This is a genomic window from Caldimicrobium sp. SLHALR3, assembly GCF_058692735.1.
Genome location: NZ_CP182484.1, coordinates 1,378,842 through 1,402,731, shown reverse-complemented (window position 1 = coordinate 1,402,731; position 23,890 = coordinate 1,378,842). Strand labels below are relative to the sequence as shown.

Below are 23,890 nucleotides of genomic sequence, written 5' to 3'. Positions count from 1 at the left end.
AAAAATATGAGAGCTTACAAAATAGGACAGGCATCGAGAATTCTTGGAGTTCATCCAAATACTCTGAGAAAGTGGAGAAAAGAGGGTAAGATAAAAGCGATCAAGCCTGGAAGAGACTGGGTTCTTGACTTTTCTAAATTTAAAGCTAACAATTAAAGATAAAAATGGAGGATTTAAAATGAAAGTGATAAAAATAACAAATCTGGCACTTAAGACACCTGGACCAGCAAGATCAGTGGGAGAAAAACTTGCCGAAAAAGTAAAACCCAGGGATATTATAGATCTGGAAAACGACAGTATTTTGCTTTCACACTCATTCTGGGACAGTTTTTTCAGAAAGTTTATAGAACTTCATGGAAAAGAAAAAATTGAAACACTGCAATTTCAAAATTTGAGTAGTGAAGTAGATACTCTCATAAAATATGTCATCAAAAGAAGGTGTGGTGAAATAAGGAGTCCTAAGGTTGATATTGAAGTTCTCAGGAAACAGTTCGTTTGAGTTTCTGAGATACCTTTGTAATACCAGTTTCTCCTCCTTGGACAATTTCAAAATCCTTGATCTGAGCGAAGTTAAGTTCGTAACTCCTATCATTTGCGTTCTTTACAAAATATTTCTGCACTTTAACAAGAATGTAAAATTACCTTCATATGGTGAAGCAAAAAATTACTTATCAGGCATCTTTTTTGATGGAGACACGAGATATATTCCTGTTATCCATTTGAACAAGGATAAGCTTAATGAAGAATTACATTACCAAATAGCCAGAAAATTTATAAATGAGACCTTTGCAAAATTAACCCTGATAAAGGCTTGACAATTAAATTTTTATAAGAAACTACAAAGAAAACAAAGGGGTAGATGTTATGTATAAATCAAACAAAACTCAATTAACTATTGGAGAGAACTTACTTCATAGCAATCTACCTGAAGATACCCTTTCCCAAATCAAAAAAAGCAGGTAAGGGAGGTTGATTTCTAAAAAATGGGGGTAAAAATGTAAGGGGAAAGGGATTAAAAGTTAAATGAGTGTGAAAAATTGACAAAAATGTAACAAGGAGAAAGAGTGGAAGTTTAAAAAGGTGAAGTTTTACAAAGGTCTCAATTTATTAAAATGTCAAATAAGGAGGGAAGAATGAAGACATTAGCTTATGGTTTTCCTAAACTTGGAGATAAAAGGGAATTTAAAAACCTTCTGGAAAGCTTCTGGGAGGGTAAAATTTCGGAAGAGGAATTTACTAAAGGAATGGATCTTCTAAGAGACTGGATGATAGAAAACTATAGAGCCTACGTGGAGCTTTTCCCCTCTAACGAGCTTTCTTACTACGACTTTATATTGGATACCGCTTTTATGGTGGGAGCTATACCTAAAAGGTTTGGAGAGTTTAAAGGACTTAACACCTACTTTGAGATGGCAAGAGGGCCTCAGGCGCTGGAGCTTACTAAATACTTTAACACTAATTACCACTATCTGGTTCCTGAGCTTGAAAGTTTCCATTTCAAGCTCATAAAAAACTATCCCCTTGAGGAATACATGTATTTTAAAAACAAAGGTATAGAAACACTTCCCAAGATTATATCTCCTTACACTTTCCTTAAACTCTCCAAAGCACTCGTAAAAGATGAAGGCTCAAGTTTATCCTTATACACTCTTTCCAGGATAAAAAAAGTGGAAGACCTGGAAAGATACTTAGATGCCCTACTACCTGTGTATGAAGAAGTGCTGAGATCTTTAAAGAAAAAAGGTGCTGAGACTGTCCTGATAGAAGATCCCGCCCTTTGTTATGAAATGGAGGAGAAAGAATGGGAGCTTGTAAAAAAGGTATACGAAAGGCTCAGCTCTTACCTTGACATATATGTAATAACCTACTACGACAGCGTATCAGACTACTTCAAGTTCATTAACCTGCCTGTAAAGGGTGTAAGTCTTGACTTTGTATCCAACAGGGAAAACTTAGAAAACTTGAAGAAAAAAGGCTTTCCTTCTGATAAGGTTCTGGTGGCAGGCGTGATAAATGGAAGACAGCCATGGAAAGCTAATCTAAGAGAAAAGATAAAGCTCGTAGAAGAACTCTTAAGTATTAGTAAAGAGCTTATAATTTCCAACTCTTGTCCTCTCTTTCATCTTCCTGTAAGTATAGAACCGGAAGATCAAATGAACGGTTTAAAAGAGAGACTTTCCTTTGCAAGAGAAAAACTGAGAGAGTTAAGTCTTATAAAAGATGTTATAGAAGGAAAAGAGGAAGCCCTAAAAGAAGTGGAAAAAGTACAAGATGTACTCAGCATACCATTTGGGGTTAATGAAGAAGTAAGGAAGAAAATAAGGGAGCTGAAGGAGGAAGATTTTAAGAGGGATGTACCTTATAGCGAAAGAGTAAAGATACAGCGGAACTTGCTAAATTTACCTCTCTTTCCCACCACCACTATAGGCTCCTTCCCGCAAACAGAAGAAGTAAGAAAAATGAGGTCTTCCTATGTCAAAGGTAAGATATCAGAGCAGGAATATAAGGACTTTATAAGAAAGCAAATAGAGTACGCAATAAAGCTTCAGGAAGAAATTGGCTTAGATGTATTAGTTCACGGAGAGTTTGAAAGAACAGATATGGTGGAGTTTTTTGCCCAAAGGTTAGATGGTATAGCCACGACAAAATACGGATGGGTTCTCTCTTATGGTTCAAGGGTTTACAGGCCGCCCATAATATATGGAGATGTGTCAAGACCAAAGCCTATGACCTTAGAAGAAACAACTTACGCCCAATCCCTGACGGACAGGCCAGTAAAGGGAATACTTACTGGACCCGTAACTATACTAAACTGGAGCTATTATAGAGAAGACATACCTAAATATGAGATAGCCTACCAAATAGCTCTTGCATTACTTGAAGAGGTAAAGGACTTAGAAAGAGCAGGTATAAAGGTCATTCAGATAGACGAGCCAGCATTTAAGGAGGGTGCTCCCCTCAAAAGGAGGGCCTGGAAGGAATACTTTAATTGGGCAGTGAAAGCCTTTAGACTTTGTTCCAAAGCAAGCCCCCAAACACAGATACATACTCACATGTGCTATTCGGAGTTTAACGACGTTATAGAATATGTATACCAGATGGACTTTGATGTAATATCCATAGAGGCATCAAGAAGTAAAGGTGAAATAATCTTAGTCTTTGAAAATTTTAAGGGATGGGACAGACAGATTGGCATAGGTGTATACGATATTCACTCTCCTGCCATACCTACAAAGGAAAGTATAAAATCCATACTGGAAAGGGCTATGAGGGTACTTCCTAAAGAACTACTTTGGATAAATCCCGACTGTGGACTAAAGACGAGAAAATGGGAAGAGGTTATACCATCTTTAAAAAACATGGTGGAAGTTGCCAAAGAGATAAGAGAAAAGGTAGGACATGACACTAACCTGTCATATTGCAGGAAACAATAGACGATGACATTACAGTGTCTATACAGACTTATGCGGTAAATTGAAAAAAATTAAATAAGAAAACGTATTTTGAGAAAAATTAACCAGAAAATCTGAAGAATCTACATCGTTAATGTTTTCAATAAAAAATGAAGCAGTAAAAATTGAAATGGAAACTCAGAAAGCAGGAAAAATAAAAATTTCCATTGTTACTCTTTACGATAATTACCTGGTAGATCCAAGGCTGAAAACTGGATGGGGATTTTCCTGTTTGGTAAAAGCCGGCAATAAAAACATTTTATTTGACACTGGAGCAGATTTTGAAACTTTATTTTATAATGTGGAGAGGATGGGAATTGACATTAAACGAGTTGATTCAGTTTTTCTCTCACACGTTCACGAAGATCACACCGGGGGATTAAAGGGAATTCTGGAAAAGAATGGAAATTTGACTGTTTACATTCCGGATTCTTTTCCAGATTCAATTAGAGAACTGATAAAATCTTCTGGTGGAAAGTACATTAATGTAAAGGGACCTGTAAAAATTTCAGAGGGAATTTTTTCTACAGGTGAACTCGGAGATTTGATAAAAGAGCAATCTTTAATTTTGAATTCAGAGAGAGGTTTAATTATAATTACAGGTTGTGCTCATCCCGGGATTTTAAGCATCATCGAAAAAGCAAAAGAAATGTTTCCAAAAGAAAAGATTTATCTGGTTCTGGGCGGATTTCACTTGACTGGAGCTTCAGATTACCGGTTAAACTCTATAATTGACAAATTTGAGGAATTAGGAGTTCAAAAGGTGGCTCCCTGTCACTGTTCAGGTAGTAGGTGCAGAGAACTTTTTAAAAAGGAATATAAAGAGAATTTCATTGAAAATGGAGTGGGGAAAATAATTGAGGTTTAAGGAATGAAAGCGGTAGAGATAGTTGGTTTGCTCCTGCAAAAATGGGAACATAAGGAATATTTTGAACGATAGAGTATCCGTGCATTTAGCAAATTCCTGGGACATGCATCCAGGTAAAGAGGGGGTTGTAATTGTATATTTTCTTCAGGTTCTTTTCTCAAACCGCAGCAAGATAGTATTGTGAAGATTTTTTAAAAAATAATTCCCAGTCCAAAATTATACGGACTTATACATTCCCTTGACAAAGGAAATAAAGTTTTATAATTGAAGTTGATAAAAATGAAAATGTTTTTTGATTTTAAAATTTAAAAAAGGAGGTGTGTAAAATGCCCTGGTTTGGACCAGGTTTTGGTTGGGGTAGAGGTTGGAGATGGAGATGGTGTTGGATTTTTGGAGGACCTGGTTTTGGCTGGAGATGGTGGTGGAGATTTAGTTATCCCTATTATTGGGAAGTTTTTCCGGAAGTAGAAAAATCCATACTGAGAACTGAAGCAGCTCTTTTGAAAGAAAGTCTTCAGGCAATTGAAAGAAGACTTTCTCAGTTAGAAAAGGCTCAGGCTTAAAAATAAAAAAATAGGAGGTAAAAGCTATGCCTTGGGGAGACAGAACAGGTCCCTTAGGAATGGGACCAAGAACAGGTAGAGGATTGGGATATTGTAGTGGATTTGACAGCCCGGGGTTTACCAAAGGTCCTGGTTGGGGTAGAGGAAGAGGCTGGGGATGGAGATTTTGGGGAAGATGTTTGGGCTGGGGTTGGAGATGGCTTTTCGGTTTTCAAGAAAAACCTGTAGATGAAAAAGAAATTCTTAAAGAAGAGGCAGAATCTCTGAGAAGAAGACTTACTGAAATTGAAAGAAGACTTGCTGAATTAGAAAATAAATAAAGATGCCTATTTACGAATATAAGTGCCTTGATTGTGGAAAACTGAACGAATTTTTACTTCTTTCTAATAAGGAAGAAAAGTTGACTTGTAAATATTGTGGAAGTGAAAGGCTGGAAAAGGTGCCCTCTTTTGCAACTTTTTTAAAAGCAAACAACAGAAAAGGAAGAACTTGTTGTGGAAGAGAAGAGAGGTGTTCTTCTCCGCCCTGTGCAGAAGATGGAACTTGTAAAAGACATTAATTTAGCTGTGGTTGCAGGTAACGGATTTGTGATTTGTTTCCAGACACCTTGAATTTCTTTTGATTGATTAAATAAAGCAGTTTGAAAATAATTTAAAAACAATCCCAGGGAGGTGAATCGTGAAAAAAAGTCGTACTCGTAAAGTGCAAAACGATTAGTGATCAGAATATGTGTCCTGGAGATGCAAAGTGCATGATTGCCATGCTTCGTAAAGAGGGTGAATTTGAAAGATACAAAGATGAAGGAGCTCATATTATTGGAATTGTGGATTGTGGAGGTTGTGAGGGAAATGAAAATAGAGTAGTTTGTAGTTTGGCTCTTCTAAAACTTCAGTTATCAGCTTTAAATGAAAAACCAGACGTAGTGCACGTTGGAACGTGTATTATGAAGTTCTGTAAAAGAAAAGACGATCTTATTAAAGCAATTAAAGAAAAAGCAGGAGTTGAAGTAGTGGAAGGAATGCATCCATACGCTTCTCCTACAATTTTTGGAAGCTAATTTTTTAAAAATCCGCTGAAGTGAAAGAAATTACAGATAAGCTTTAAAAAAAACTTTGTCAAAGAAAAAGGAGCTGTCATGCAGGAGAAAAAAGAAGCTGAAAAATTACGAGAAAGTTTCTCTAAGATAAGAAGAAAAATTCTGGTATTATCTGGAAAAGGAGGAGTTGGAAAAAGTACAGTTTCTGTGAATTTGGCTGTTGGTTTATCTTTGAAAAATTATAAAGTTGGTCTTTTGGATGTTGACCTTCATGGTCCAAATATACCTAACATGCTGGGGCTTAAAGGAGCACTTCCTTATGTTACTCCAGAAGGAATTTATCCAGTAAAATATTCAGAAAATTTAGAAGTTATGTCTATAGGTTTTTTTGCAAGAGATGAAGATGCAATTATCTGGCGTGGTCCCCTAAAACACAAAGCAATTCAACAATTTTTAACTGACACAATCTGGGGAGAACTTGACTTTCTCGTTGCTGATTGTCCACCTGGGACAGGAGACGAAATACTTTCTATCTATCATGTTTTACAAAATGTGGATGGAGCTATTATAGTTGCAACTCCTCAAGAGGTTGCCTTAGCAGATGTAAAAAGGTCAATAAGATTTTGTAAGGAAACAAAAATTCCCATACTGGGTATAATTGAAAATATGAGTGGTTTTATCTGTCCAGTGTGTAAAACTCAATTTAATATTTTTAAGAGTAACGGAGCAAAAGATTTAGCTGAAAAATACAAAATTCCATTTTTAGGGAAGATTCCTATAGATCCTGATTTTGTTGAAGCAGGAGATGAAGGTAAACCATATATAAAGTATTTTGCAGAAAGCGAGGCTTCAAAAATATTTAACGAAATTATTGAAAACATAGAAAAACAATTGAATATACAGAGTTAATCGTGAAAATTACTGTTCTAATTGAGAATTCAGCAGAAGTTTTAATTCCTGCAGGGCTTTGTGGAGAGTGTGGGCTAAGCCTCTGAATTGAGCACAACAATCATAAAATTTTATTTGATACTGGCCAAACAGAAAATTTTCCGAACCAAAAATCATTATGGTGAATTGACGATTAGCATGCCAGTTTAATCAAGCAACACACAGCAATTTTATACCACAGGAATCAGCAGAAAAATATTTCGCTCCTGTCTACTGCAAAATTAAGGAATTTTAGAATTCAGGAGAATAAATTTCACGGTCAGGGAAAAAAACAGAACCCGAACTAAAGAGTAACGTCCTGAATTCTAAATCTAAATAAGTATTTGTAAACAAAAAAACAAAACCATTAAGGAGGTGAAGCCATGCAGTTAAAACTCTCAAAGTGGAAAGTTTTATCAATTGCAGGTGTTTTAACCTTAAGCTACGCAGTTTCGACTAAAGCTGCCCAGATCAGGGTTAGTGACGACACTTTTGCCGATCTTGGTTTCTGGATGAAAGTGAGGTACGCAAATCTTGACGACAGAGCCAAAAAAGAAGGCGCCGCCCTCAGCTCTCCCGATTACAGAAGAAACGTTTTTGACGTGGTTGACGCAAGATTTAACATTGAAGGACAGGTAAACAAAATGGTTCAGTTCTACGGTGAATTCGTATCAACCAGTTCCTACGAGAACTGGGTCAACAGTGTGTTTGGTATTTATTACCGTGATACCAACACCAAACTTTCAGAGGGGGGAATTAATCTCGTACTTTTACCCGAACTTCAGCTGAGAGCCGGAAAAATTCGCATACCTTTTACGAGAGGACAGCAGAAGGATCCTTATTCAGCAATCGTCCAGACCGGCTGGATTTACGATCCACACAGCCGGGTTGATTACTGGAGAGATGGACTTTTGAGACCTGCTGACGGTGGTGCAGTTCTTCACGGAGAAATCGCAAAGGGAATGCTGAAATACGATCTCGGTATTTTCAACCAGTCTTCAAATGACAAACCTTTTAACGACGTTGCCTGGACTGTGAGAGTTGAGTTTACTCCAACCATGCTCGGATTCAACCCCGAAACAAAAACTTCGGGAAGAGGATGGTTGAGGGATAGTTATCTTGGTAAAAAAGGAGATATTTTAACCGTTGGTCTTGGTTACCTCAGACAGAGAGTGACCACAGACGTCGATACGGTTGTGGGACTAACCGGAGGAGAATATGCACTTCTTCCTGGTTACAGTGTTCTTTGGGGATATTACGGCGAATATAAAGCTCTTGGTCTTACAAAGACTCTTAACGTTAACGGTTACACTGTAGATGCTTTTCTTGAGAAGAAGTTCGGGCCTGCGATTCTCAATCTTGAAGGTGCTTACGTTTACTTTGATAACAGTCATCTTGCAGGTAAGTTTGACAATGGAAGACTCGTGGGAGTTAAAGGAGAAGATTCTTACTACTGGTATTTACAGGGACAGGTTCTCTATGATTGTAAAATTGGAATTGGTAAACCTGCCATTTATGCCATGTATGAATATTTGAACGCAGACAGGGCTTACAGCGATCCCTCAAGAGGCATTTACTATAAGGATTACAATTACTCTCGCTGGGGAATTGGGTTGAACTACTACATAAAGGACAACGCAGTTCGTTTATCTCTCGGACTTGATCACGTGGATTACGGAAAGGGAACAGAAAAGTATCTCGAAACGAGAAGGCAGTGGAAAGACAGTATGACTGATTACTTCGTTCAGTTTCAGGTTATGTTCTAGTAAATTTATCACGCAGGGCAGGGGTTTGCAACAGTAAAATTAGATTTTAACATTGTTTGACTTTTTTTGACAAAAGTTTTATATTTAAAAATATGAGAGCTTACAAAATAGGACAGGCATCGAGAATTCTTGGAGTTCATCCAAATACTCTGAGAAAGTGGAGAAAGGAAGGTAAAATAAAAGCAATCAAGCTTGGAAGGGACTGGGTGTAAAGAGTATTAAGAATGAAATCAAAGAACTCAAAGTGGAAGGATAATTTTTGTGAAATTTTTGCAGTCCATAAATTAAAGTTTCCGGAGAGATATTACTTTGATTTTCACAATTTATTCGAAAGCAGTAAGTCATATACCAATTCAGTAATTTACTCTTTATGGAACGAAAAAGGATTTAGAGAAGTCTGGAATAATTCTCACGCTTGGAAGTCAATAGAACCACTTTTCAAAAGACCGGAGAAATTTCCTTCAAGAGTTTTCAGAAACGTTCTTGAACTCAGTGGAAGAATAATAAGATCTCAGGCTGAAAGGAAAGAAGTATTTGACCTGGTCTGGGAAAAGCCCTGTTTGGCTTTGTATCCCGAATGGGAAATTAAAGAACATTTTGGTTTGAAAAGTAGTCCGCTTCTCATTTATAATGTTTGCAGACAGGTGAGAAACTTAATTGATAAAGGAAAAAAGATAGAGTCTTACTTTGATTTAAAACCTCCAGAGTTTAGAGGAACTATTATGCTAACTGATGCAGACGATAGCGTTGAAAATGGGCAGTTTAAGAAGTTAAGAGTGACTGAGGAAAAGATAGAATTTGAAATTAAACTTCCAAAGTTTTCAGGCTGGCAGTGGGAAAAGATTGAGTTTGAAACACCAGAAAGAGTAAGAAGACTTCTTGCAAGTGGTTTTGAAGTGAGAGCTCCTTTACTTTACAGGGAAAGGAATCACAGAGGAGAAGAATTTTATCTCATATTAACTTTCAGCAAGACTGTTAATGAAAGAGACAAGGGAAAGATTAACGAGCCTGACAGAGTTTTAGCCCTTGATTTATGTTCATCCATGAAAAGACTTGCTGTTGGAGTAATAATGGACAAAACGGGTAAGTTTTCAAGACCCATTTATTTCAAGGCTGAGAGGATTGTGAAAAAGATTTTGAGGATAAGAAACGAAATATCTAACCTGAGAAGTAAGATAGATAGGACCTACAAAGAATGGAAAAAGACAAAGAAAGAGAGTGTCAGGAAAGCTTTAAGAAAGAGACTGGATCACCTTTATAAAGAGAAGAAGTCAAGAGAAAGAAAGCTTAAAAACTTGAGAAAGGAGATCGTAGAAATTTTTGTTAATGAGGTTTTACTTATTGCTAAGATGTACAATATTGACACTGTAGTAATTGAACAGTTAACTTTTAAAGAAGTACTAGAATGGAAGGATAAAACTTTAAGGTGGTTATTCTCAAGTTGGTTTTATTCAAAATTTAGAGAAAGACTTGAGTACAAAGCAAGGTTGAATAGTATTCAGGTTAAAACGGTTAATCCTGCAAATACGAGTAAAATTTGTTTTTGTGGAGAGAAGGTCAAAAAAGAAAATCATTACCTGATTTGTCCAGTTCACGGAAAGTACGACAGAGACTTTACAGGAGCTATAAATGTAGGGAAGAGGTATCTAAAATCCTCTGCCCTTGAGGTGGGGGATATTCCAGAGGCCGTTCCCTCTGGAGATACCTCTTCTTCTTTCATACAGATTACTACTTTAATGAGTTATCTTTCTATCGTGAAGTGTACATTTTTAATTGCAAAACTGATAAAAATAGTAGAAAGTGTTAAGTATTGTCAGCTGAGAAGGAACGGTAAAATCATAGCTATAGATCCAGAAAAAAGAAGAATTCATATTTCTTATAAAAAGTATCTGGAGGAGCTTGAAAACAGGGAAATAGAAGATTACAAAATGAAAGCTAAGAGTTCTTCTCTTTTAACTCTGAGTGAGATTCTTGCTAAGAAGTTAAGTTAACAAATAGAGGTAAAGGCATGAAAAGACCCTGGCTTGTTTATGGACTTGCTTTCATTGGAGGCTTGGTTGTATTTTTAATATTTTTAAGTTTTCTTTTATCGTTTTTAATGCTTTTTAAAGAAAAAGATTTTGGGAAATCTCAAATAGGTGTTCTTGAGATAAAGGGCGTGATTCTTGATGCTGAAGAGTATCTTATGGCAATAAAGGAGATGGAAAAAAGGGGAAGTATAAAAGCTATAGTAGTGAGAATTGATTCTCCTGGTGGTTCGGTTGGAGCTTCTCAGGAAATTTTTGAGGAATTAAAAAAGGTAAGAAGAACAAAGCCTGTGGTTGTATCTATGGGAAGTGTAGCTGCTTCAGGAGGACTTTATGTAGCTCTGGGAGGAACAGAAATCTTTGCCTCTCCTGGCACCATCACGGGAAGTATAGGAGTTGTGCTTGAAATACCAAATATAGAAAAACTTTTAAAAAAAATAGGAATTGAAGCAGAAATTATAAAAAGCGGAGCTTATAAGGACACTGGTTCCATTTACAGACCTTTAACCCCTGAAGAAAGAAAATACCTTAGTGAGAAGGTTAAACTTATTCACGATCAATTCATAAGAGCAATCTCAGAGGAAAGGAAAATTTCTATAGAGAAGGTTAAAGAGTTTGCAGATGGAAGAATATTTACTGGAGAGGAGGCTCTTTCTCTTGGGCTCGTTGATAAACTGGGAAATTTCTGGGATGCAGTTGAAGAAGCTAAAAGACTGGCTAAAATTCCTGAAGCCAGGCTAATTTTTATGCCAAAGAAAAAGGGAATTCTTTCCAAATTTCTTGAAGAAAAAAGTTCTTTAGTCTTAGAATCTCTTTTTTTCAAACCTTTGTTTATTACGGTTAATTAAAAAAATGACTAAAAAAGATTTGGTAGATAAGCTAAGCTATAAATTTTCCGATATTGAAAAAGAAGACCTTGAATACATTGTGGATTTATTTTTTGAAATTATAAAAGAGGAACTAAGGAAAGGAAACAGGGTAGAACTCAGAGATTTTGGAGTTTTTACTTTAAAAAAGACAAAGGGGATGATTTTTCAAAATCCAAAAAACAGTCAGAAATATTATGTTAAAGAAAAATACAGGATCTTATTTAAAATTGGAAAGGAATTTAAAAAAAGATTAAACACCTCCTTTTTAGCCTCACTTGATCTTGGGACTCAGACTTTTAGACTATGCATAGGTAAAGTTTTTGACGGGAATGTAATGTTTTTATTAAAAAGAAGAGAAAATGTTAGGTTAGGGGAGGGGCTTGGCAAAGAAGATTTAATATCTTCTGAGGCATTTAAAAGAGGTATAGAGAGTTTAAAAAGATTTAAAGAAGAACTTTCAAAACATGAGGTAAAAACTTATAAAGCTATAGGAACGGAGGTTTTCAGAAGAGCTAAAAATGCTGGAGAATTCATAGAAAAAGCAAAGAAAGAGACAGGATTTGAAATTAAAGTAGTTTCTCCTGAAGAAGAAGCGGATTTATCTTTAAAAGGAATTATGTGGGGTTTGAAGGAGCTTGGAATAGAAATAAAAGATTTTATAACAGTGGATGTTGGAGGAGGATCTTCAGAAATTGTTTATATCAAAGATGGTGAAAAAAAGTGGTGTAAAAGCATTGAACTTGGTGCTGTAGTTTTGAAAGAAATGTTTGACTTAAGATATCCCTTAAACTCTAAACTTATACGCTCTTTAAAAAATTACATAAAGGAAAAACTTTCTATTATACCTGCAGATACCCCACAGGAACTTGTTATTACTGGAGGAACGGCAACCCTTCTCGGTGGGCTTGATTTAAAACTTACCCAATATATTCCTGAAAAACTTCACGGGCATAGAATTTCAAAAGATCGGCTGGAAAAACTTATAAAAAAGCTTTCAGGTTTTGATCTTGAAAGATTGCGAAAGGTAAAAGGTATGGAAGAGGGAAGAGAAGACATAGTTTTGCCTGGACTTTTGATTTATTCTGGGATACTCGAGCACTTCAATAAAGATAGCATGATTCTTGACGAATATGGTATTCTTGAGGGCACTTTACTTTCTTTAATTGAGGGTTATAATAATTAACTCAAATCACATAAAAAATTTTAACAAAAAGGGGTTTTAGCCTTTATGCTTGAAATTCTTTATGAAGCCTACACTTTTGATGATGTACTATTAGTTCCTGCTTATTCAGAGGTTTTACCAAAAGATGTTGATGTTTCAACTTATATAACGCCAAAGATAAAGCTTAACATACCCATTCTTTCAGCTGCAATGGACACAGTAACTGAGAGCAGAATGGCAATAAGTCTTGCAAGAGAGGGAGGATTGGGAGTTATTCACAGGAATATGAGTTTGGAAGAACAGGTGAGAGAGGTAGAAAAAGTTAAAAAATCTGAAAGTGGAATGATTTATGATCCTGTAGTAGTAAACCCAGATACTCCCATCAAAGAAGTTTTGAAATTAATGGAAGAATTTAAAATTTCTGGAATCCCTGTGGTTGAGGGACCTGAAAAAAAGCTTGTAGGGATTGTTACTAACAGAGACTTGAGATTTGAAACCAATCTTGAAAAGCCAGTTAAAGAGGTAATGACTAAAGAAAATCTTATAACTGCAAAACCTGGGATTACTTTAGATGAAGCTGTTAAAATATTGCACGAGCATAGAATTGAAAAGCTCTTAATAGTAGATGATAACTTCTGTTTAAAGGGGCTTATAACTATAAAAGATATAGAAAAAATAAAGAAGTATCCCAATGCTTGTAAAGATGAATTTGGTAGGCTTAGAGTGGGTGCAGCCATAGGAGTGGGTAAAAACAGGCTTGAACAGGCAGAAGCTCTTTTAAAAGCAGGTTGTGATGTGCTTTTTATAGATTCTGCACATGGGCATACTAAAAATGTTATAGAAACCATTATTGAGATAAAGTATCACTTTCCCGATTGTCAGTTAGTAGCAGGAAATGTGGCAACTGCTGAGGGTGCAGAAGCACTTATTAAAGCAGGAGCAGACGGAATAAAAGTGGGAGTAGGTCCTGGTTCTATCTGTACCACAAGAATAGTTGCAGGAGCTGGTGTTCCTCAGCTTACAGCCATTCACAATTGCGCTGTAGTAGCTGATAAATACGGAATTCCTGTAATAGCTGATGGAGGAATTAGATTTTCTGGAGATATTACCAAAGCTATTGCAGCAGGAGCCCATGCAGTAATGATAGGAAATCTATTTGCAGGAACTGAAGAAGCTCCAGGAGAAACTATACTTTATGAAGGAAGAACCTATAAATTTTACAGAGGAATGGGTTCTCTTTCTGCCATGTTTAAATCAGGAGGAAGGGAAAGGTATGGACGAGAAGCTGAGGATGTTACTAAATTTGTTCCTGAAGGAGTAGAAGGTAGAGTTCCCTATAGAGGACCGGTTTCTAATATGATTTATCAACTTGTAGGTGGGCTTAAATCAGGAATGGGTTATTGTGGATGTAGGACTATTGAAGAACTCAGAAAAAAGGCTAAATTCGTAAAAATTACACAAGCTGGCTATAGAGAAAGCCATGTTCATAATGTAAGTATTTTAAAAGAAGCACCAAATTACTGGATAGGTAAATAAAATGCCCCTTTTTGAATGGCAGGGGAAGTCCGTCACAGGGGAAATAAGGAAGGGTGTTTTTGAAGCACCTAATCCTCAAGTTGTTGAAGTTTATTTAAGACGCCTTAACATAATTCCTGTAAAGATACAGCAGAAGAAAGAAAGTACCTTTAAGCTTTTTCAAAGAAAGTCAGTTTCAGACAAAGACATTGCTACTTTTACTCGTCAATTTGCAACTATACTGGAAGCAGGGCTTCCGATTGTAAAAAGCCTTGAAGTTCTTGCAGAACAGCAGAAAAATCCATATTTTAAAAAGATTCTTCAGGAAATTAAGTTAAAAGTAGAAACTGGAAGCTCTCTCAGTGATGCCTTAGCTGAATATCCCAAAGTTTTTGACCGTCTTTATGTGCAAATGGTAAAGTCAGGAGAATCAAGCGGAAACCTTGACCTTGTTCTCAAAAGGCTTGCTAATCATCTTGAAAGAATTATGAGCCTTAAAGGAAAGATAAAACATGCCATGGTTTATCCTTCCTTAATTGTAGTAGTTACCATAGCTGTCATTTCAATCATAATGCTATTTGTGATCCCCAAATTTGCAGAGGTTTATGAATCCGCTGGGCATGCCCTTCCTTTACCCACGCAAATTTTAATTAATATAAGCCGTAATTTCGGAAAAATTCTTTTAGCTTTTATTCTTCTTACAGCAGGAATTATCATAGGAATAAAATATTATCGCACAAAAGAAAGGGGGAAATATAATACAGATAAGTTAATTTTACATCTTCCTCTTCTTGGGGATCTTTTCCACAAGGCTGCAGTTGCAAGAATTGCCCGAACTCTTGCCAACCTTATAGGAGGAGGTGTTCCCTTACTTCAGGCATTAACTATCGCTGGAGAAACCTCAGGTAATAAGGTTTTAGAAAAAGCTATGGAAGAAGTTAGAATTAATGTTTCTGCAGGTCAGTCAATAGCTGATCCCATGTTTTATACAGGTGTTTTCCCCTATCTTTTGGTTGAAATGGTAAGAGTTGGAGAACTTACTGGAAACTTAGAAGATATGTTAAATAGAGTGGCAGACTTTTTTGAAGAAGAAGTTGATAGAATGGTAAATACTCTCTCAACTTTAATAGAACCTATTCTCATAGTATTTCTTGGAATTGTAGTGGGTAGTATTCTTGTTGCTTTATATTTGCCTATTTTCAAACTTGGAGAAGTAATAGGTGGAGGAACATAATTTTTAATCTTATTTCTCTCCTTTTTAATATTCCAGAAAGTTAAATTTTCATGAAAAGTATAAAAGACCTTACCTTGGAAGAAGAATGGATTAACATAAGGGGAAACGCTTTAAAAATCTTTCTTCCTGCAAGACTTGAAGAAATATTTGAGGGAGACCCATTTTTAGAGGTTGAGAAGTTTCCCTTTTGGGCAAGGGTGTGGGAGGCAAGTATTGTTCTTGCAGATTATGTAGCAACCATTGAGCCACCTAAAAAGATTTTAGAACTCGGAGCAGGTCTTGGAGTTCCGAGCTTAATTGCTGCAAAGCTTGGGCACAAAGTTTTAGCAACAGACTACGAAAGACTTCCCCTTGAATTCATAGAACTTGCTGCAAAAGAAAACAATATTACCTTAGAAACTAAAATTTTAGACTGGAGAAATCCAGACCTTTCAGGAAAGTTTGATTTAATAATAGGTTCAGAGGTTGTTTTTAAAAAGAGCCTTTTTGAACCTCTCTTAGAAATATTTAAAAACTATCTTGAAAACGGAGGAGAAATAATTCTTTCCCATCCTTCAGAAAGAAAAAGAGTTCTGATTCCCTTTTTACACGAAGCACAAAAATACTTTAAAATTTTTACCAGCATAAGAAGACTCAGAGGTGAAGAAAAAACCGTAGAAATAGTACTAAACAAACTTCAAAAAATTTAATGCGGGTTTTGGATGCCCTTAAACTTATTAAAGAATCTCTTTCAGAAATAGAAACCGTAGAGCATGCTAAATGGGAAGCCTTTCTTATCCTTTCCCACCTTTTAAAAACTTCACCTCTTAATATTTATCTGCATCTTGATAAAGAAATTTCTGAAGAAAAGGTTTTAAAAATTCTTGAAGAAAGAAAAAAGAAAAAGCCCCTTCCTTACATTTTAAAAGAAGCCTATTTCTGGGGAAGAAAGTTTTACATAGAAGAGGGAGTTTTAATTCCGAGACAGGAGACAGAAATTCTCGTTTCTGCTTTTTTGAAACTTCCCATAAATGAAGGTAGAGTTTTAGAACTTGGAATAGGTTCTGGTATTATTGCTGTAACCCTTCTTCTTGAAAAGCCTAAACTAAGGGTTTTTGGAATTGACATAAGTGAGAAGGCTTTGGAAATTACAAAAAAGAATGCCAAAACCTATAAAGTAGAAGACAGGTTATTTTTGATTAGAGGAGACTGGTTTTCTCCCATTTTAGAAAAGCCTCTTTTTAAAGCTATAGTTTCTAATCCCCCATATATATCTTTTTCTGAGTGGGAAGCTCTTGATGAGGAGGTAAGACTTTTTGAGCCCAAAGAAGCTCTTCTTTCAGGAGAAAAGGGAACAGAATTTCAGGAAAAACTTTTAAAATTTGCTCACAAATATCTTTTAGAGGGTGGTTTTTTAATTTTTGAAATGGGATATAATCAGGGAGAAAAAATAAGAGAGTTGTTGAAACTGTATACCTGGGATTTCAAGATTTATAAGGACTTTAAAGGATACGAGAGGGTAGTTTTGGCATGGAAAGAAAATATGTAATAAAAGGGGGAAATCCCTTAAAAGGTGAGATTGAAGTAAGTGGAGCCAAAAATGCTTCTCTTCCTGCAATTTGTGCAACCCTTCTTTCCCCCGGTATTTATAAGTTAAAAAAAGTTCCCAAGGTAAGAGATGTTTTTTGTATGTTAGAAATTATGGAACATCTTGGAGCAACTTATCAATTTGAAAAAGAGGATTTAAAAATAGACACTACAAGTGTTAGTAAGGTTTCTGTTCCCTATGAGCTTGCAAGTCAGATTAGAGCATCAATTTTGTTTTTAGGAGCACTTCTTAGTGCTTATAAAGAAGCAGAAGTTCCTTTGCCTGGGGGTTGTGCTATAGGAAAAAGACCTGTTGACTTTCACATAAAAGGGCTTTCTCAGCTTGGAGCAGAAGTGAATTTAGAAAAGGGAAATCTAATTGTAAAAGCAAAAAAGCTTAAAGGCACAGAAATCATCCTTGATTTCCCCTCAGTTACTGCTACAGAAAACTTAATGATGGCTGGAGTTCTTGCTGAGGGAGAAACGATTATCAAAAATGCTGCCAAAGAGCCAGAAGTGGTATTTTTGGGAGAAATGCTAAAAAAAATGGGAGCAGATATAAAAGGATGTGGCGAAGATACCATATACATAAAAGGAAAAAAGAAGCTTAAACCCGTCAAAATAGAAATAATTCCGGATAGAATTGAAGCTGGAACATACATAGTTCTTGGTGCGTTAATGGAAGAAAACGAAGTTGTAGTAAAAAATGTTAAGGAAGAACACTTAAAAACCCCTATTCTCAAGCTTGAAGAAATAGGTGTTTTTCTTGAAAAAGTTGGTAAAGACGCCTTTAAAGTAAAAAGAGAAAAGAAGCTTAATCCTGCAAAGATTGTAACCTCTCCTTATCCTGGATTTCCGACTGATTTGCAACCAATTTTTACCGTGCTTTTAACTCAGGCAGAAGGTGTTTCCTTTGTTACAGAAAACATCTTTGAGAATAGATTTCTTTATGTTTATGAGTTAAACAGAATGGGAGCAGACATAAAGTTAGAAGATAGAACAGCTATTATAAGTGGTCCTGTCCGTTTAATGGGTTCTCCTGTTAAGGCAACAGACCTGAGAGCAGGAGCAGCTCTTGTTTTAGCAGGACTCATAGCTGAAAATACGACCACCGTTTACAATGCTAAGCTTATAGAAAGGGGATACGAAAACTTTGTAGAAAAACTCTCTGGAATTGGAGCTGACATAAAAGTAGTGGAGGATGAAGGTTAGAAATTTAAAAGAAATTTTAAAACAGGAACCAGCGGTTAATCTCTTAACCCTTGCTTTAAAAAAAGAAAGGCTTTCTCATGCTTATCTTTTTACCGGTCCTAAAGGGGTTGGTAAGGAGACCACAGCCTGGGCATTTTTATTTCATCTTTTTTGCGAGAGAGACAGAGAAAATCCCTGCGGAGAGTGCAGAGCCTGTAAAAAGTTAGAAAAAGAGATTCATCCAGATGTAAAAATCGTCTATCCTGAAAAAAGGGAAATCACCATAGGACAGATTAGAGAGACAATAAACTTCTTAAGATATAGACCCCTTGAAACCCAATATAAGGTAATCCTTATAAGAGAAGCAGATAAAATGAACCTTGAAGCAGGAAACGCTTTGCTCAAATCCCTTGAAGAACCTCCTTCTTATGCCATTTTTATTTTAACGACTGAAAATTTTAGTAAGCTTTTACCCACCATAATTTCCCGTTCTCAAATTGTAAGATTTAGAAGCCTTCCTAAGGAAGTTATAAGTGAATTTTTGAAAAAGAGGTTTCTTTTTGAAGACAAAGTTGCGGAAACCCTTGCAGAGATCTCTTTTGGAAGCATAGGTAAAGCTATAGCTATAGCTGAAAAGGGTATGCTTGAAGAGTTAAATAGTTTTGTTAAGGCAGGAGTTTCTAAAAGCCCATTCAAAAGATTTAAGGTAGCAGAAAGGCTCTCAATTTTTTCACCCCAAGACCTTGAAGAGTTTTTTTACCTTCTTAACATTTGGGTCTGGAGGTCCTACTTAAAGAGAAAGATTGATTATTCTTATCCTCAGGCATTACCAGAAGAACTTTTTCAGGGAGACCCCTATTTAGCTATGAGAGTTATTAATGAAGTAAAAACAGGCTTAGAATTTTACGCTAATTTAGAACTATCCCTTTATTACCTTTTTACCAAGCTTTTTAATTGAAGCCAAAAATTAAAAGTTTTTAAAGATACTCAACTATAGCGTGTATAAATCTTTTAAAATCTTCTAAATTTTGCAAAAAGTCCAATAATTTTAAAGGATCAATAGTAAGATACTCGTGAGCTAAAAGGTTTCTTAAGCCGATCATTTTTATTAAAGTTTCTGCAAAGATCTTCAGAGACATAATTATATTTTTTTAACAACTCTATGCATTCAGAATAAGTTTTAGGCATACCAAGATTATGGAAAGCTACAAAATGGCATGCTATATCTATTATTAATAGATTCGTAAAGTCCGTACCGCAAAGCCCATTCTTTAGTTTTATCTTTTTTTAATATATCTGGAGTTAAAACACTTTTTAGGTCTTTTTAGGTCTTCAAGAATAGCAATATTTTCTTCAAGTAGTTTAATTTTTTCTAATATTTTTTCTGGCAAAAATTCCCTCCCTAATTCTTTTTATCAGGGCTTTGTTAACCATTTCATAAAGGGGCTGATGGTCAAAAAACCAGAGAAAGCACTTAGTTTTGAAATCTGCCAATTTTTCTTTATCTCTACAAAAAATACTTACTCCCTCGCTTACTATGTTATAAGCTAATATAGGCTCTTTTTTGTAAAGGTTGTTTAAAATCACAAGGTCTATATCTTTTTGGGTAATTTTTTCAAGTTTAGATATAATTTCTCCTATTTCGAGAAGTTCAAGTTCTTTAGAAGTATGAATAGCTATGTCTATATCACTTATAGGGAAAGCTTTGTTTTTGGCATAAGATCCAAAGACAATAGCAAAGTCTATAAATTCGTAATTTCTAAAAAATTCTTTCAGTCTTTCAAAAAGCTCTTTAACTTCTTGCATATTTTTAAATATTAGATTATGATTTTTTTAGGTCAAGCATAAATTGAAAGAAGTGGAAGGAAGCGGTTATGTTTTATACTGCTAAGATATATAAAGAAGGTGATATTTATGTAGCTGAGTGTTTAGAATCGGGAGTTGTAAGCCAAGGATATACTGTAGAAGAGGCTTTGAAAAATTTGAAGGAAGCTACAGAGCTCTATCTTGAAGAATTTGGTATTTTAAAAGAGGAGGAAAAAAGATATGAAAGAGAATAAGAGGGGATTTACTTTAATGGAGCTTCTTGTTGCTCTTGCTTTAATGGCGATAATGGCAGCAGTGGCTATAGGTGTTTACAGAGGTTATGTAAAAAAGGCAGCCCGTTCATCTCTTCAGACAGACACGAGAAACTGCGTTACCTGCGTTGCTTCTGAACTTGCAAGAGTAGCCTTAACTGGAGGAACTCCAAATTTTGATAATTGCACAAACCGTGTTTCCCGTTATACCAATAGTTGTAGTGTCCAATGTGACAGCAATTATGAAAATTGCACCTGCACCTGCACCGGGAAAGGTATAATCTCAGATAGCACTTGCGTTCTTTCTACTACGAGTACAAATTTTGAATCTAGAAGTGTAAACTGCGAATAAGTTCCCCATTTATGAAGCAGGAAAACTTTTTCAAGACCTAATTATGAATTACTTGAATGTCTAAGAAATTTTACTAAAATTTAATTAATAAATTGAAAGAGGTGATAAAATGGATAGTAATACAATTCCTTTAAAAAAAGAAAAGTTAATTGAATTTTTAAAATCCTTCCCAGAAGATGATCTGGAAGAAATATTCTTAGGCCTTCTTGTTGGAAGTGATGATTCCCCTCTAAGCGAAGAAGAAAGGGAAGCAATAAGGGTTGCTTTACAGGAATATGAAAGTGGAGAAACTATTAAGTGGGAAGATATAAAATAGAATTTTCAAAGTCAGCTGCTAAAGAGTATCAAAAACTACCTTTAAAATATAAAATTCTTGTAGATAAGGCACTTTTAAATAAAAAAAAATACTTTTGTAGTTGCTAAAATTTCACATAGAAAGGATATTTATAAATGAGAATAAATTCCACACTACTAAGTAGAAAGAGGTTGAGTGCAGATTATTTGGTCAGAAGTAGAATTATAGGAGCAGGTAACTGTAAAAGTTGTTTCATCTCCTTTAATTTTTCCTGAAGCTGAAACTGTTATACCACTTGAACAGCTTCCACTTGGTGTTATTTGAATGTTTTCAAGGTAGCTTGTTTCTGATGTTGGGTGACTGCAGGTGGCAAGGTTTTCAAAATTGTTAAAGTTTGCATTTTCAACACATTGAGCTACTGCCTCTTGAACGCAGGCTCTTGCAAGGGTAACAAGTTCTTTTGCTTTAGCCTTTCTCAAGTAATAAGTATAAGGGATAATAGCCATCCCTGCAAGTATGGCAAGGATGGCTATAACTATCATGAGTTCAATGAGAGTAAAGCCAGATTTAGACATTTTTAAAGCATTAAAAAACATAACAATCAAAAACCATCCCTGAAAAAGGGATGGCTCTTACTAAAAAATCAAAATTGTGTTAAAGTTACTCTACCTGTGGTTGTGTGCATGTAACACCTGTATCTGATATATAGCATTGAACTTGATATTTAGTGTTATTAATTGTTGCTTTAGCTGTAACAGTCATATTACTACTACAAGAAGTTGGGAGAGTAAGAGTCACAGCCTCTCCACTTGGAAGTGTTGCGTTACTTTGACATGATTCGAGTTTTGAAAGATTTGGAGTAGGATTCATACATTCAGCTACAACTTCTTGAGCACAAGACCTTGCTAAAGTAAGAAGTTCTTTTGCCTTAGCCTTTTTTTGATAAGCACGATAACTCGTTAGAGCTACAGCTGCTAAAATGGCAATGATTGCAATTACGACCATTAACTCAATTAGTGTAAACCCTTTTTTACGCATATCTACCTCCTCTTTTTTGATTTTTTCAATTTATTTTTTCCAAAAATCATTTTATTTTACATTCTAAAAAAGTCAACAAAAATTTCCTCAAAATTAATAAAAAATTCATCTTTTACCTTTAATATATATTATCGGCACCTTCCCCAAAAACTTTAACCCCCCACCAAAAATCTACCACTTCGTAGTGGCAAATTTAGTTAAAGCTCTTTTAGTTTTAAATATTCTTTTATTTCGTGGATGAGCTTAGAAGGTGTTTTGATAGGATATTGAATATTCTCAATTATCTCTTGGGAAGGAATGCCTTTTATGGTTATTCCATCAAGTTTTTCTTTTAATTCTTCAGGAGAATTTATGGGATACTTTATTCCCTTCGTTTTTCTTAAAACAAGATAAGCCCAGGGAATATCAAGCCCTTTTACCAGATCTTCTGCTAAGTGAGACGCATATTGAAGGAGGATTTGGGCATCGTGTCCCTCTTTAATTTCTTTGTAGGCAAGTTTAGCAATACCACCTGCAGTGTGGACTTTAAGTTCTCTTGCTTCTTCACTTATAAGTTCTTCCAAAGCTTTTATTTTTTGCAAGGCAAGTTCTGGGTCAGCTCTTAAAATATTTCTTACTGTGTTCTTAGTCAATCCAACTTTTTGAGCTATCTCTTCGTCTGTTTTCATATATTCATCCTTTAAAACTACAACAAAAGCTGCCCTTGCTAAGGAAGGAAGCCAAGTAAGAGTTCTAAATTCGGTAAGTTTATTAAGTCCTCCCAGAAGTTCTATAGCTTTGAAAAATACACGATTTACTAAATGTTCTACTTCTGTATCAGAAACAGCTGGTGCTCCAATTTGTATAACCATGATATCACCTCCTTGTTTAAATTCTATTTAAATTTAGAAATAGGTTCTTTTATTACTACTAAACCCTCTTCTGTTATTTCTAAAAAGCGAGTCTTGGTATCGTGTCCACACATTCTGCATCCGTCAATCCTAAAAAGCCTGACCATTTCCCCAATTTCCTTTTTATAAAGTTTGGCTTTAAAGGCGGAATCAACGAGATCTTTTGCTAAAACCATAGTTCCATCAACAATGTGTCCAACTGCGTATCCACCTGCTGCTTCTGCAGTTAATTCTTCATGACCACTTCTTTTCTGAGAGACAAAAAGGGCTGTTTGATACCACTTTTTCATAAAATTAAAAAGTCTTCTTACAATGGAACGAGCAAGCATTTCCTTTGTTTCAAAAAGTCCCGTTATTGAATCTATAATAGTAAAATTAACTTTATAGTTCTGGATTACATAAGCAAGTGTTGCAAGAAGATCAGGGATGTTTTCCCTTAGCCTGGTAGAAGAGGCTGCATCAATAAGAATAAGGTTATTTTCAAACTCTTCAAAATTTAATCCCATAGCATTTGCTCTGAGTTTTAAGGAGGCTACCACGAAATTGGCTGGAGCTTCAACAGTTATAAAAGCTACTCTTTCACCTAAGGATGCCTGTTTAACTGCAAACTGTTCCACCATTAAAGATTTTCCTGTATCTGAGACCCCTGTAATATTAAAAACTGAATAAGCAGGAATCCCCCCAAGATTCTTTTTTACTAATTTTCCATTTTCAGAGGTTACGATAAAAAAAAGCTCATCAAGACCTTTAATACCAGTTGGAACGCCATATATTTTGGGTGCTTTTTTGATAGCTTGACTTCCAGTATAAATAGATTTTAAATCAGGTTCACCTATACCATAAATACCTTCTTCTTTCTTTTCCGTTCTCTCAGTTTTATCCCACTTATCCATAATTTTCTCCTTTTTATACCTTTTTAATAAAATTCTAAATCTAATTTTTATAAATTCAAGACAAATCTGATTAAAATGTTAATACATAATTTGTTTTTAAGGATTGGCAACGGTTCAAAATAGATTTAAAAATAGACCAAAAAGGGACAGAAACATGCCTCTTGTGAG

General features: G+C 35.4%; 28 protein-coding genes and 1 pseudogene. 23 read left to right on the top strand and 6 right to left on the bottom strand.

Annotated elements, in window-relative coordinates:
* The first annotated feature begins 6 nt into the window (after nt 1-6).
* The 20 genes and pseudogenes from ACLGLP_RS07460 (at nt 7) to holB (ending at nt 19,134) form a co-directional block, all read left to right on the top strand.
* Entirely contained in the window at nt 7-156 is a 150-nt protein-coding gene (locus tag ACLGLP_RS07460; RefSeq protein ID WP_492112653.1) for a helix-turn-helix domain-containing protein, read from the top strand.
* A 22-nt stretch (nt 157-178) separates the two neighbouring features.
* A complete protein-coding gene (locus ACLGLP_RS07455) occupies nt 179-499 on the top strand; it encodes a hypothetical protein (protein WP_492112652.1) in 321 nt (106 codons plus the stop codon).
* Between the two features lie 634 nt (nt 500-1,133).
* Nucleotides 1,134-3,434: a 5-methyltetrahydropteroyltriglutamate--homocysteine S-methyltransferase gene (gene metE, locus ACLGLP_RS07450; protein WP_492112651.1), complete on the top strand. Its 2,301-nt coding sequence runs from the start codon at nt 1,134-1,136 to the stop codon at nt 3,432-3,434.
* A 112-nt stretch (nt 3,435-3,546) separates the two neighbouring features.
* Entirely contained in the window at nt 3,547-4,320 is a 774-nt protein-coding gene (locus tag ACLGLP_RS07445; protein WP_492112650.1) for an MBL fold metallo-hydrolase, read from the top strand.
* Nucleotides 4,321-4,646: 326 nt separating this feature from the next.
* Nucleotides 4,647-4,883 carry a DUF5320 domain-containing protein gene (locus ACLGLP_RS07440; protein WP_492112649.1) on the top strand — a complete coding sequence of 79 codons (237 nt, stop codon included), beginning with the start codon at nt 4,647-4,649 and terminating at the stop codon, nt 4,881-4,883.
* 26 nt (nt 4,884-4,909) lie between these two features.
* Nucleotides 4,910-5,203 (top strand): DUF5320 domain-containing protein, encoded by a 294-nt coding sequence (locus tag ACLGLP_RS07435; protein ID WP_492112648.1) that lies wholly within the window; start codon nt 4,910-4,912, stop codon nt 5,201-5,203.
* A gap of 2 nt (nt 5,204-5,205) precedes the next feature.
* Nucleotides 5,206-5,442: an FmdB family zinc ribbon protein gene (locus ACLGLP_RS07430; protein WP_492112647.1), complete on the top strand. Its 237-nt coding sequence runs from the start codon at nt 5,206-5,208 to the stop codon at nt 5,440-5,442.
* 138 nt (nt 5,443-5,580) lie between these two features.
* Nucleotides 5,581-5,940 (top strand): annotated as a pseudogene (locus ACLGLP_RS07425) (CGGC domain-containing protein); the annotation flags it as partial.
* A gap of 78 nt (nt 5,941-6,018) precedes the next feature.
* The gene (locus ACLGLP_RS07420; RefSeq protein WP_492112646.1) at nt 6,019-6,828 is read left to right on the top strand and encodes a P-loop NTPase; all 810 of its coding nucleotides are present in this window, start codon (nt 6,019-6,021) and stop codon (nt 6,826-6,828) included.
* 401 nt (nt 6,829-7,229) lie between these two features.
* Complete coding sequence (locus tag ACLGLP_RS07415; protein WP_492112645.1) at nt 7,230-8,612, top strand: hypothetical protein; 1,383 nt, start codon at nt 7,230-7,232, stop codon at nt 8,610-8,612.
* A 92-nt stretch (nt 8,613-8,704) separates the two neighbouring features.
* Nucleotides 8,705-8,824 carry a helix-turn-helix domain-containing protein gene (locus tag ACLGLP_RS07410; protein WP_492112644.1) on the top strand — a complete coding sequence of 40 codons (120 nt, stop codon included), beginning with the start codon at nt 8,705-8,707 and terminating at the stop codon, nt 8,822-8,824.
* Between the two features lie 12 nt (nt 8,825-8,836).
* Nucleotides 8,837-10,603 carry a zinc ribbon domain-containing protein gene (locus ACLGLP_RS07405; protein WP_492112643.1) on the top strand — a complete coding sequence of 589 codons (1,767 nt, stop codon included), beginning with the start codon at nt 8,837-8,839 and terminating at the stop codon, nt 10,601-10,603.
* Between the two features lie 17 nt (nt 10,604-10,620).
* Nucleotides 10,621-11,487, top strand: coding sequence for a signal peptide peptidase SppA (sppA, locus tag ACLGLP_RS07400; protein ID WP_492112642.1), 867 nt, complete (start codon nt 10,621-10,623; stop codon nt 11,485-11,487).
* Nucleotides 11,488-11,491: 4 nt separating this feature from the next.
* Nucleotides 11,492-12,691 carry an HU family DNA-binding protein gene (locus tag ACLGLP_RS07395; RefSeq protein WP_492112641.1) on the top strand — a complete coding sequence of 400 codons (1,200 nt, stop codon included), beginning with the start codon at nt 11,492-11,494 and terminating at the stop codon, nt 12,689-12,691.
* Nucleotides 12,692-12,736: 45 nt separating this feature from the next.
* Nucleotides 12,737-14,206, top strand: coding sequence for an IMP dehydrogenase (gene guaB / locus ACLGLP_RS07390; protein WP_492112640.1), 1,470 nt, complete (start codon nt 12,737-12,739; stop codon nt 14,204-14,206).
* Between the two features lies 1 nt (nt 14,207).
* A complete protein-coding gene (locus tag ACLGLP_RS07385; RefSeq protein ID WP_492112639.1) occupies nt 14,208-15,419 on the top strand; it encodes a type II secretion system F family protein in 1,212 nt (403 codons plus the stop codon).
* Between the two features lie 50 nt (nt 15,420-15,469).
* Nucleotides 15,470-16,108 carry a class I SAM-dependent methyltransferase gene (locus ACLGLP_RS07380; protein WP_492112638.1) on the top strand — a complete coding sequence of 213 codons (639 nt, stop codon included), beginning with the start codon at nt 15,470-15,472 and terminating at the stop codon, nt 16,106-16,108.
* A gap of 8 nt (nt 16,109-16,116) precedes the next feature.
* Entirely contained in the window at nt 16,117-16,947 is an 831-nt protein-coding gene (gene prmC / locus ACLGLP_RS07375; RefSeq protein ID WP_492112637.1) for a peptide chain release factor N(5)-glutamine methyltransferase, read from the top strand.
* Nucleotides 16,929-18,197, top strand: coding sequence for a UDP-N-acetylglucosamine 1-carboxyvinyltransferase (murA, locus tag ACLGLP_RS07370; protein WP_492112636.1), 1,269 nt, complete (start codon nt 16,929-16,931; stop codon nt 18,195-18,197). Before prmC ends, murA begins: the two co-directional genes overlap by 19 nt.
* Nucleotides 18,187-19,134 (top strand): DNA polymerase III subunit delta', encoded by a 948-nt coding sequence (gene holB, locus ACLGLP_RS07365; RefSeq protein ID WP_492112635.1) that lies wholly within the window; start codon nt 18,187-18,189, stop codon nt 19,132-19,134. The genes murA and holB overlap by 11 nt, the downstream gene beginning before the upstream one ends.
* Before the next feature lie 19 nt (nt 19,135-19,153).
* Here holB and ACLGLP_RS07360 read toward each other — a convergent pair whose 3' ends face one another.
* Together ACLGLP_RS07360 and mntA are read right to left on the bottom strand one after the other, a co-directional pair.
* The gene (locus tag ACLGLP_RS07360; protein ID WP_492112634.1) at nt 19,154-19,315 is read right to left on the bottom strand and encodes a HepT-like ribonuclease domain-containing protein; all 162 of its coding nucleotides are present in this window, start codon (nt 19,313-19,315) and stop codon (nt 19,154-19,156) included.
* A gap of 223 nt (nt 19,316-19,538) precedes the next feature.
* Nucleotides 19,539-19,982, bottom strand: a complete 444-nt coding sequence (mntA, locus tag ACLGLP_RS07355) for a type VII toxin-antitoxin system MntA family adenylyltransferase antitoxin (protein WP_492112633.1) — start codon at nt 19,980-19,982, stop codon at nt 19,539-19,541.
* A 68-nt stretch (nt 19,983-20,050) separates the two neighbouring features.
* Here mntA and ACLGLP_RS07350 point away from each other — a divergent pair, with 68 nt between their 5' ends.
* The 3 genes from ACLGLP_RS07350 to ACLGLP_RS07340 all read left to right on the top strand — a co-directional run bounded on the left by ACLGLP_RS07350 (nt 20,051) and on the right by ACLGLP_RS07340 (nt 20,922).
* Nucleotides 20,051-20,236 (top strand): type II toxin-antitoxin system HicB family antitoxin, encoded by a 186-nt coding sequence (locus tag ACLGLP_RS07350; RefSeq protein WP_492112632.1) that lies wholly within the window; start codon nt 20,051-20,053, stop codon nt 20,234-20,236.
* Nucleotides 20,223-20,606 (top strand): prepilin-type N-terminal cleavage/methylation domain-containing protein, encoded by a 384-nt coding sequence (locus tag ACLGLP_RS07345; protein ID WP_492112631.1) that lies wholly within the window; start codon nt 20,223-20,225, stop codon nt 20,604-20,606. The genes ACLGLP_RS07350 and ACLGLP_RS07345 overlap by 14 nt, the downstream gene beginning before the upstream one ends.
* 109 nt (nt 20,607-20,715) lie before the next feature.
* On the top strand, nt 20,716-20,922 hold the full coding sequence (locus tag ACLGLP_RS07340; RefSeq protein ID WP_492112630.1) for a hypothetical protein: 207 nt from the start codon (nt 20,716-20,718) through the stop codon (nt 20,920-20,922).
* A 155-nt stretch (nt 20,923-21,077) separates the two neighbouring features.
* On the opposite strand, the gene ACLGLP_RS07335 is transcribed toward ACLGLP_RS07340, so the two are convergent.
* The 4 genes from ACLGLP_RS07335 to ACLGLP_RS07320 form a co-directional block, all read right to left on the bottom strand.
* Nucleotides 21,078-21,497 (bottom strand): pilin, encoded by a 420-nt coding sequence (locus ACLGLP_RS07335; RefSeq protein ID WP_492112629.1) that lies wholly within the window; start codon nt 21,495-21,497, stop codon nt 21,078-21,080.
* A 64-nt stretch (nt 21,498-21,561) separates the two neighbouring features.
* Nucleotides 21,562-21,939, bottom strand: coding sequence for a prepilin-type N-terminal cleavage/methylation domain-containing protein (locus ACLGLP_RS07330; protein WP_492112628.1), 378 nt, complete (start codon nt 21,937-21,939; stop codon nt 21,562-21,564).
* Between the two features lie 197 nt (nt 21,940-22,136).
* Nucleotides 22,137-22,790 carry a bacterio-opsin activator gene (locus ACLGLP_RS07325; RefSeq protein ID WP_492112627.1) on the bottom strand — a complete coding sequence of 218 codons (654 nt, stop codon included), beginning with the start codon at nt 22,788-22,790 and terminating at the stop codon, nt 22,137-22,139.
* Between the two features lie 23 nt (nt 22,791-22,813).
* Nucleotides 22,814-23,722: a KaiC domain-containing protein gene (locus ACLGLP_RS07320; protein WP_492112626.1), complete on the bottom strand. Its 909-nt coding sequence runs from the start codon at nt 23,720-23,722 to the stop codon at nt 22,814-22,816.
* Between the last annotated feature and the right edge of the window lie 168 nt (nt 23,723-23,890).

What these genes read in the sequence shown, in the direction of transcription:
- ACLGLP_RS07415 (WP_492112645.1), top strand. Translation starts at nt 7,230, where the DNA reads ATGCAGTTAAAACTCTCAAAGTGGAAAGTTTTATCAATTGCAGGTGTT.
- ACLGLP_RS07330 (WP_492112628.1), bottom strand. Translation starts at nt 21,939, where the DNA reads ATGCGTAAAAAAGGGTTTACACTAATTGAGTTAATGGTCGTAATTGCA.
- ACLGLP_RS07385 (WP_492112639.1), top strand. Translation starts at nt 14,208, where the DNA reads ATGCCCCTTTTTGAATGGCAGGGGAAGTCCGTCACAGGGGAAATAAGG.
- ACLGLP_RS07440 (WP_492112649.1), top strand. Translation starts at nt 4,647, where the DNA reads ATGCCCTGGTTTGGACCAGGTTTTGGTTGGGGTAGAGGTTGGAGATGG.
- guaB (WP_492112640.1), top strand. Translation starts at nt 12,737, where the DNA reads ATGCTTGAAATTCTTTATGAAGCCTACACTTTTGATGATGTACTATTA.
- ACLGLP_RS07360 (WP_492112634.1), bottom strand. Translation starts at nt 19,315, where the DNA reads ATGTCTCTGAAGATCTTTGCAGAAACTTTAATAAAAATGATCGGCTTA.
- ACLGLP_RS07430 (WP_492112647.1), top strand. Translation starts at nt 5,206, where the DNA reads ATGCCTATTTACGAATATAAGTGCCTTGATTGTGGAAAACTGAACGAA.
- sppA (WP_492112642.1), top strand. Translation starts at nt 10,621, where the DNA reads ATGAAAAGACCCTGGCTTGTTTATGGACTTGCTTTCATTGGAGGCTTG.
- mntA (WP_492112633.1), bottom strand. Translation starts at nt 19,982, where the DNA reads ATGCAAGAAGTTAAAGAGCTTTTTGAAAGACTGAAAGAATTTTTTAGA.
- ACLGLP_RS07345 (WP_492112631.1), top strand. Translation starts at nt 20,223, where the DNA reads ATGAAAGAGAATAAGAGGGGATTTACTTTAATGGAGCTTCTTGTTGCT.
- metE (WP_492112651.1), top strand. Translation starts at nt 1,134, where the DNA reads ATGAAGACATTAGCTTATGGTTTTCCTAAACTTGGAGATAAAAGGGAA.
- ACLGLP_RS07460 (WP_492112653.1), top strand. Translation starts at nt 7, where the DNA reads ATGAGAGCTTACAAAATAGGACAGGCATCGAGAATTCTTGGAGTTCAT.
- ACLGLP_RS07410 (WP_492112644.1), top strand. Translation starts at nt 8,705, where the DNA reads ATGAGAGCTTACAAAATAGGACAGGCATCGAGAATTCTTGGAGTTCAT.
- ACLGLP_RS07320 (WP_492112626.1), bottom strand. Translation starts at nt 23,722, where the DNA reads ATGGATAAGTGGGATAAAACTGAGAGAACGGAAAAGAAAGAAGAAGGT.
- ACLGLP_RS07405 (WP_492112643.1), top strand. Translation starts at nt 8,837, where the DNA reads ATGAAATCAAAGAACTCAAAGTGGAAGGATAATTTTTGTGAAATTTTT.
- ACLGLP_RS07420 (WP_492112646.1), top strand. Translation starts at nt 6,019, where the DNA reads ATGCAGGAGAAAAAAGAAGCTGAAAAATTACGAGAAAGTTTCTCTAAG.
- ACLGLP_RS07435 (WP_492112648.1), top strand. Translation starts at nt 4,910, where the DNA reads ATGCCTTGGGGAGACAGAACAGGTCCCTTAGGAATGGGACCAAGAACA.
- ACLGLP_RS07325 (WP_492112627.1), bottom strand. Translation starts at nt 22,790, where the DNA reads ATGGTTATACAAATTGGAGCACCAGCTGTTTCTGATACAGAAGTAGAA.
- ACLGLP_RS07340 (WP_492112630.1), top strand. Translation starts at nt 20,716, where the DNA reads ATGGATAGTAATACAATTCCTTTAAAAAAAGAAAAGTTAATTGAATTT.
- ACLGLP_RS07395 (WP_492112641.1), top strand. Translation starts at nt 11,492, where the DNA reads ATGACTAAAAAAGATTTGGTAGATAAGCTAAGCTATAAATTTTCCGAT.
- ACLGLP_RS07350 (WP_492112632.1), top strand. Translation starts at nt 20,051, where the DNA reads ATGTTTTATACTGCTAAGATATATAAAGAAGGTGATATTTATGTAGCT.
- ACLGLP_RS07455 (WP_492112652.1), top strand. Translation starts at nt 179, where the DNA reads ATGAAAGTGATAAAAATAACAAATCTGGCACTTAAGACACCTGGACCA.
- holB (WP_492112635.1), top strand. Translation starts at nt 18,187, where the DNA reads ATGAAGGTTAGAAATTTAAAAGAAATTTTAAAACAGGAACCAGCGGTT.
- ACLGLP_RS07335 (WP_492112629.1), bottom strand. Translation starts at nt 21,497, where the DNA reads ATGTTTTTTAATGCTTTAAAAATGTCTAAATCTGGCTTTACTCTCATT.
- murA (WP_492112636.1), top strand. Translation starts at nt 16,929, where the DNA reads ATGGAAAGAAAATATGTAATAAAAGGGGGAAATCCCTTAAAAGGTGAG.
- ACLGLP_RS07380 (WP_492112638.1), top strand. Translation starts at nt 15,470, where the DNA reads ATGAAAAGTATAAAAGACCTTACCTTGGAAGAAGAATGGATTAACATA.
- ACLGLP_RS07445 (WP_492112650.1), top strand. Translation starts at nt 3,547, where the DNA reads ATGTTTTCAATAAAAAATGAAGCAGTAAAAATTGAAATGGAAACTCAG.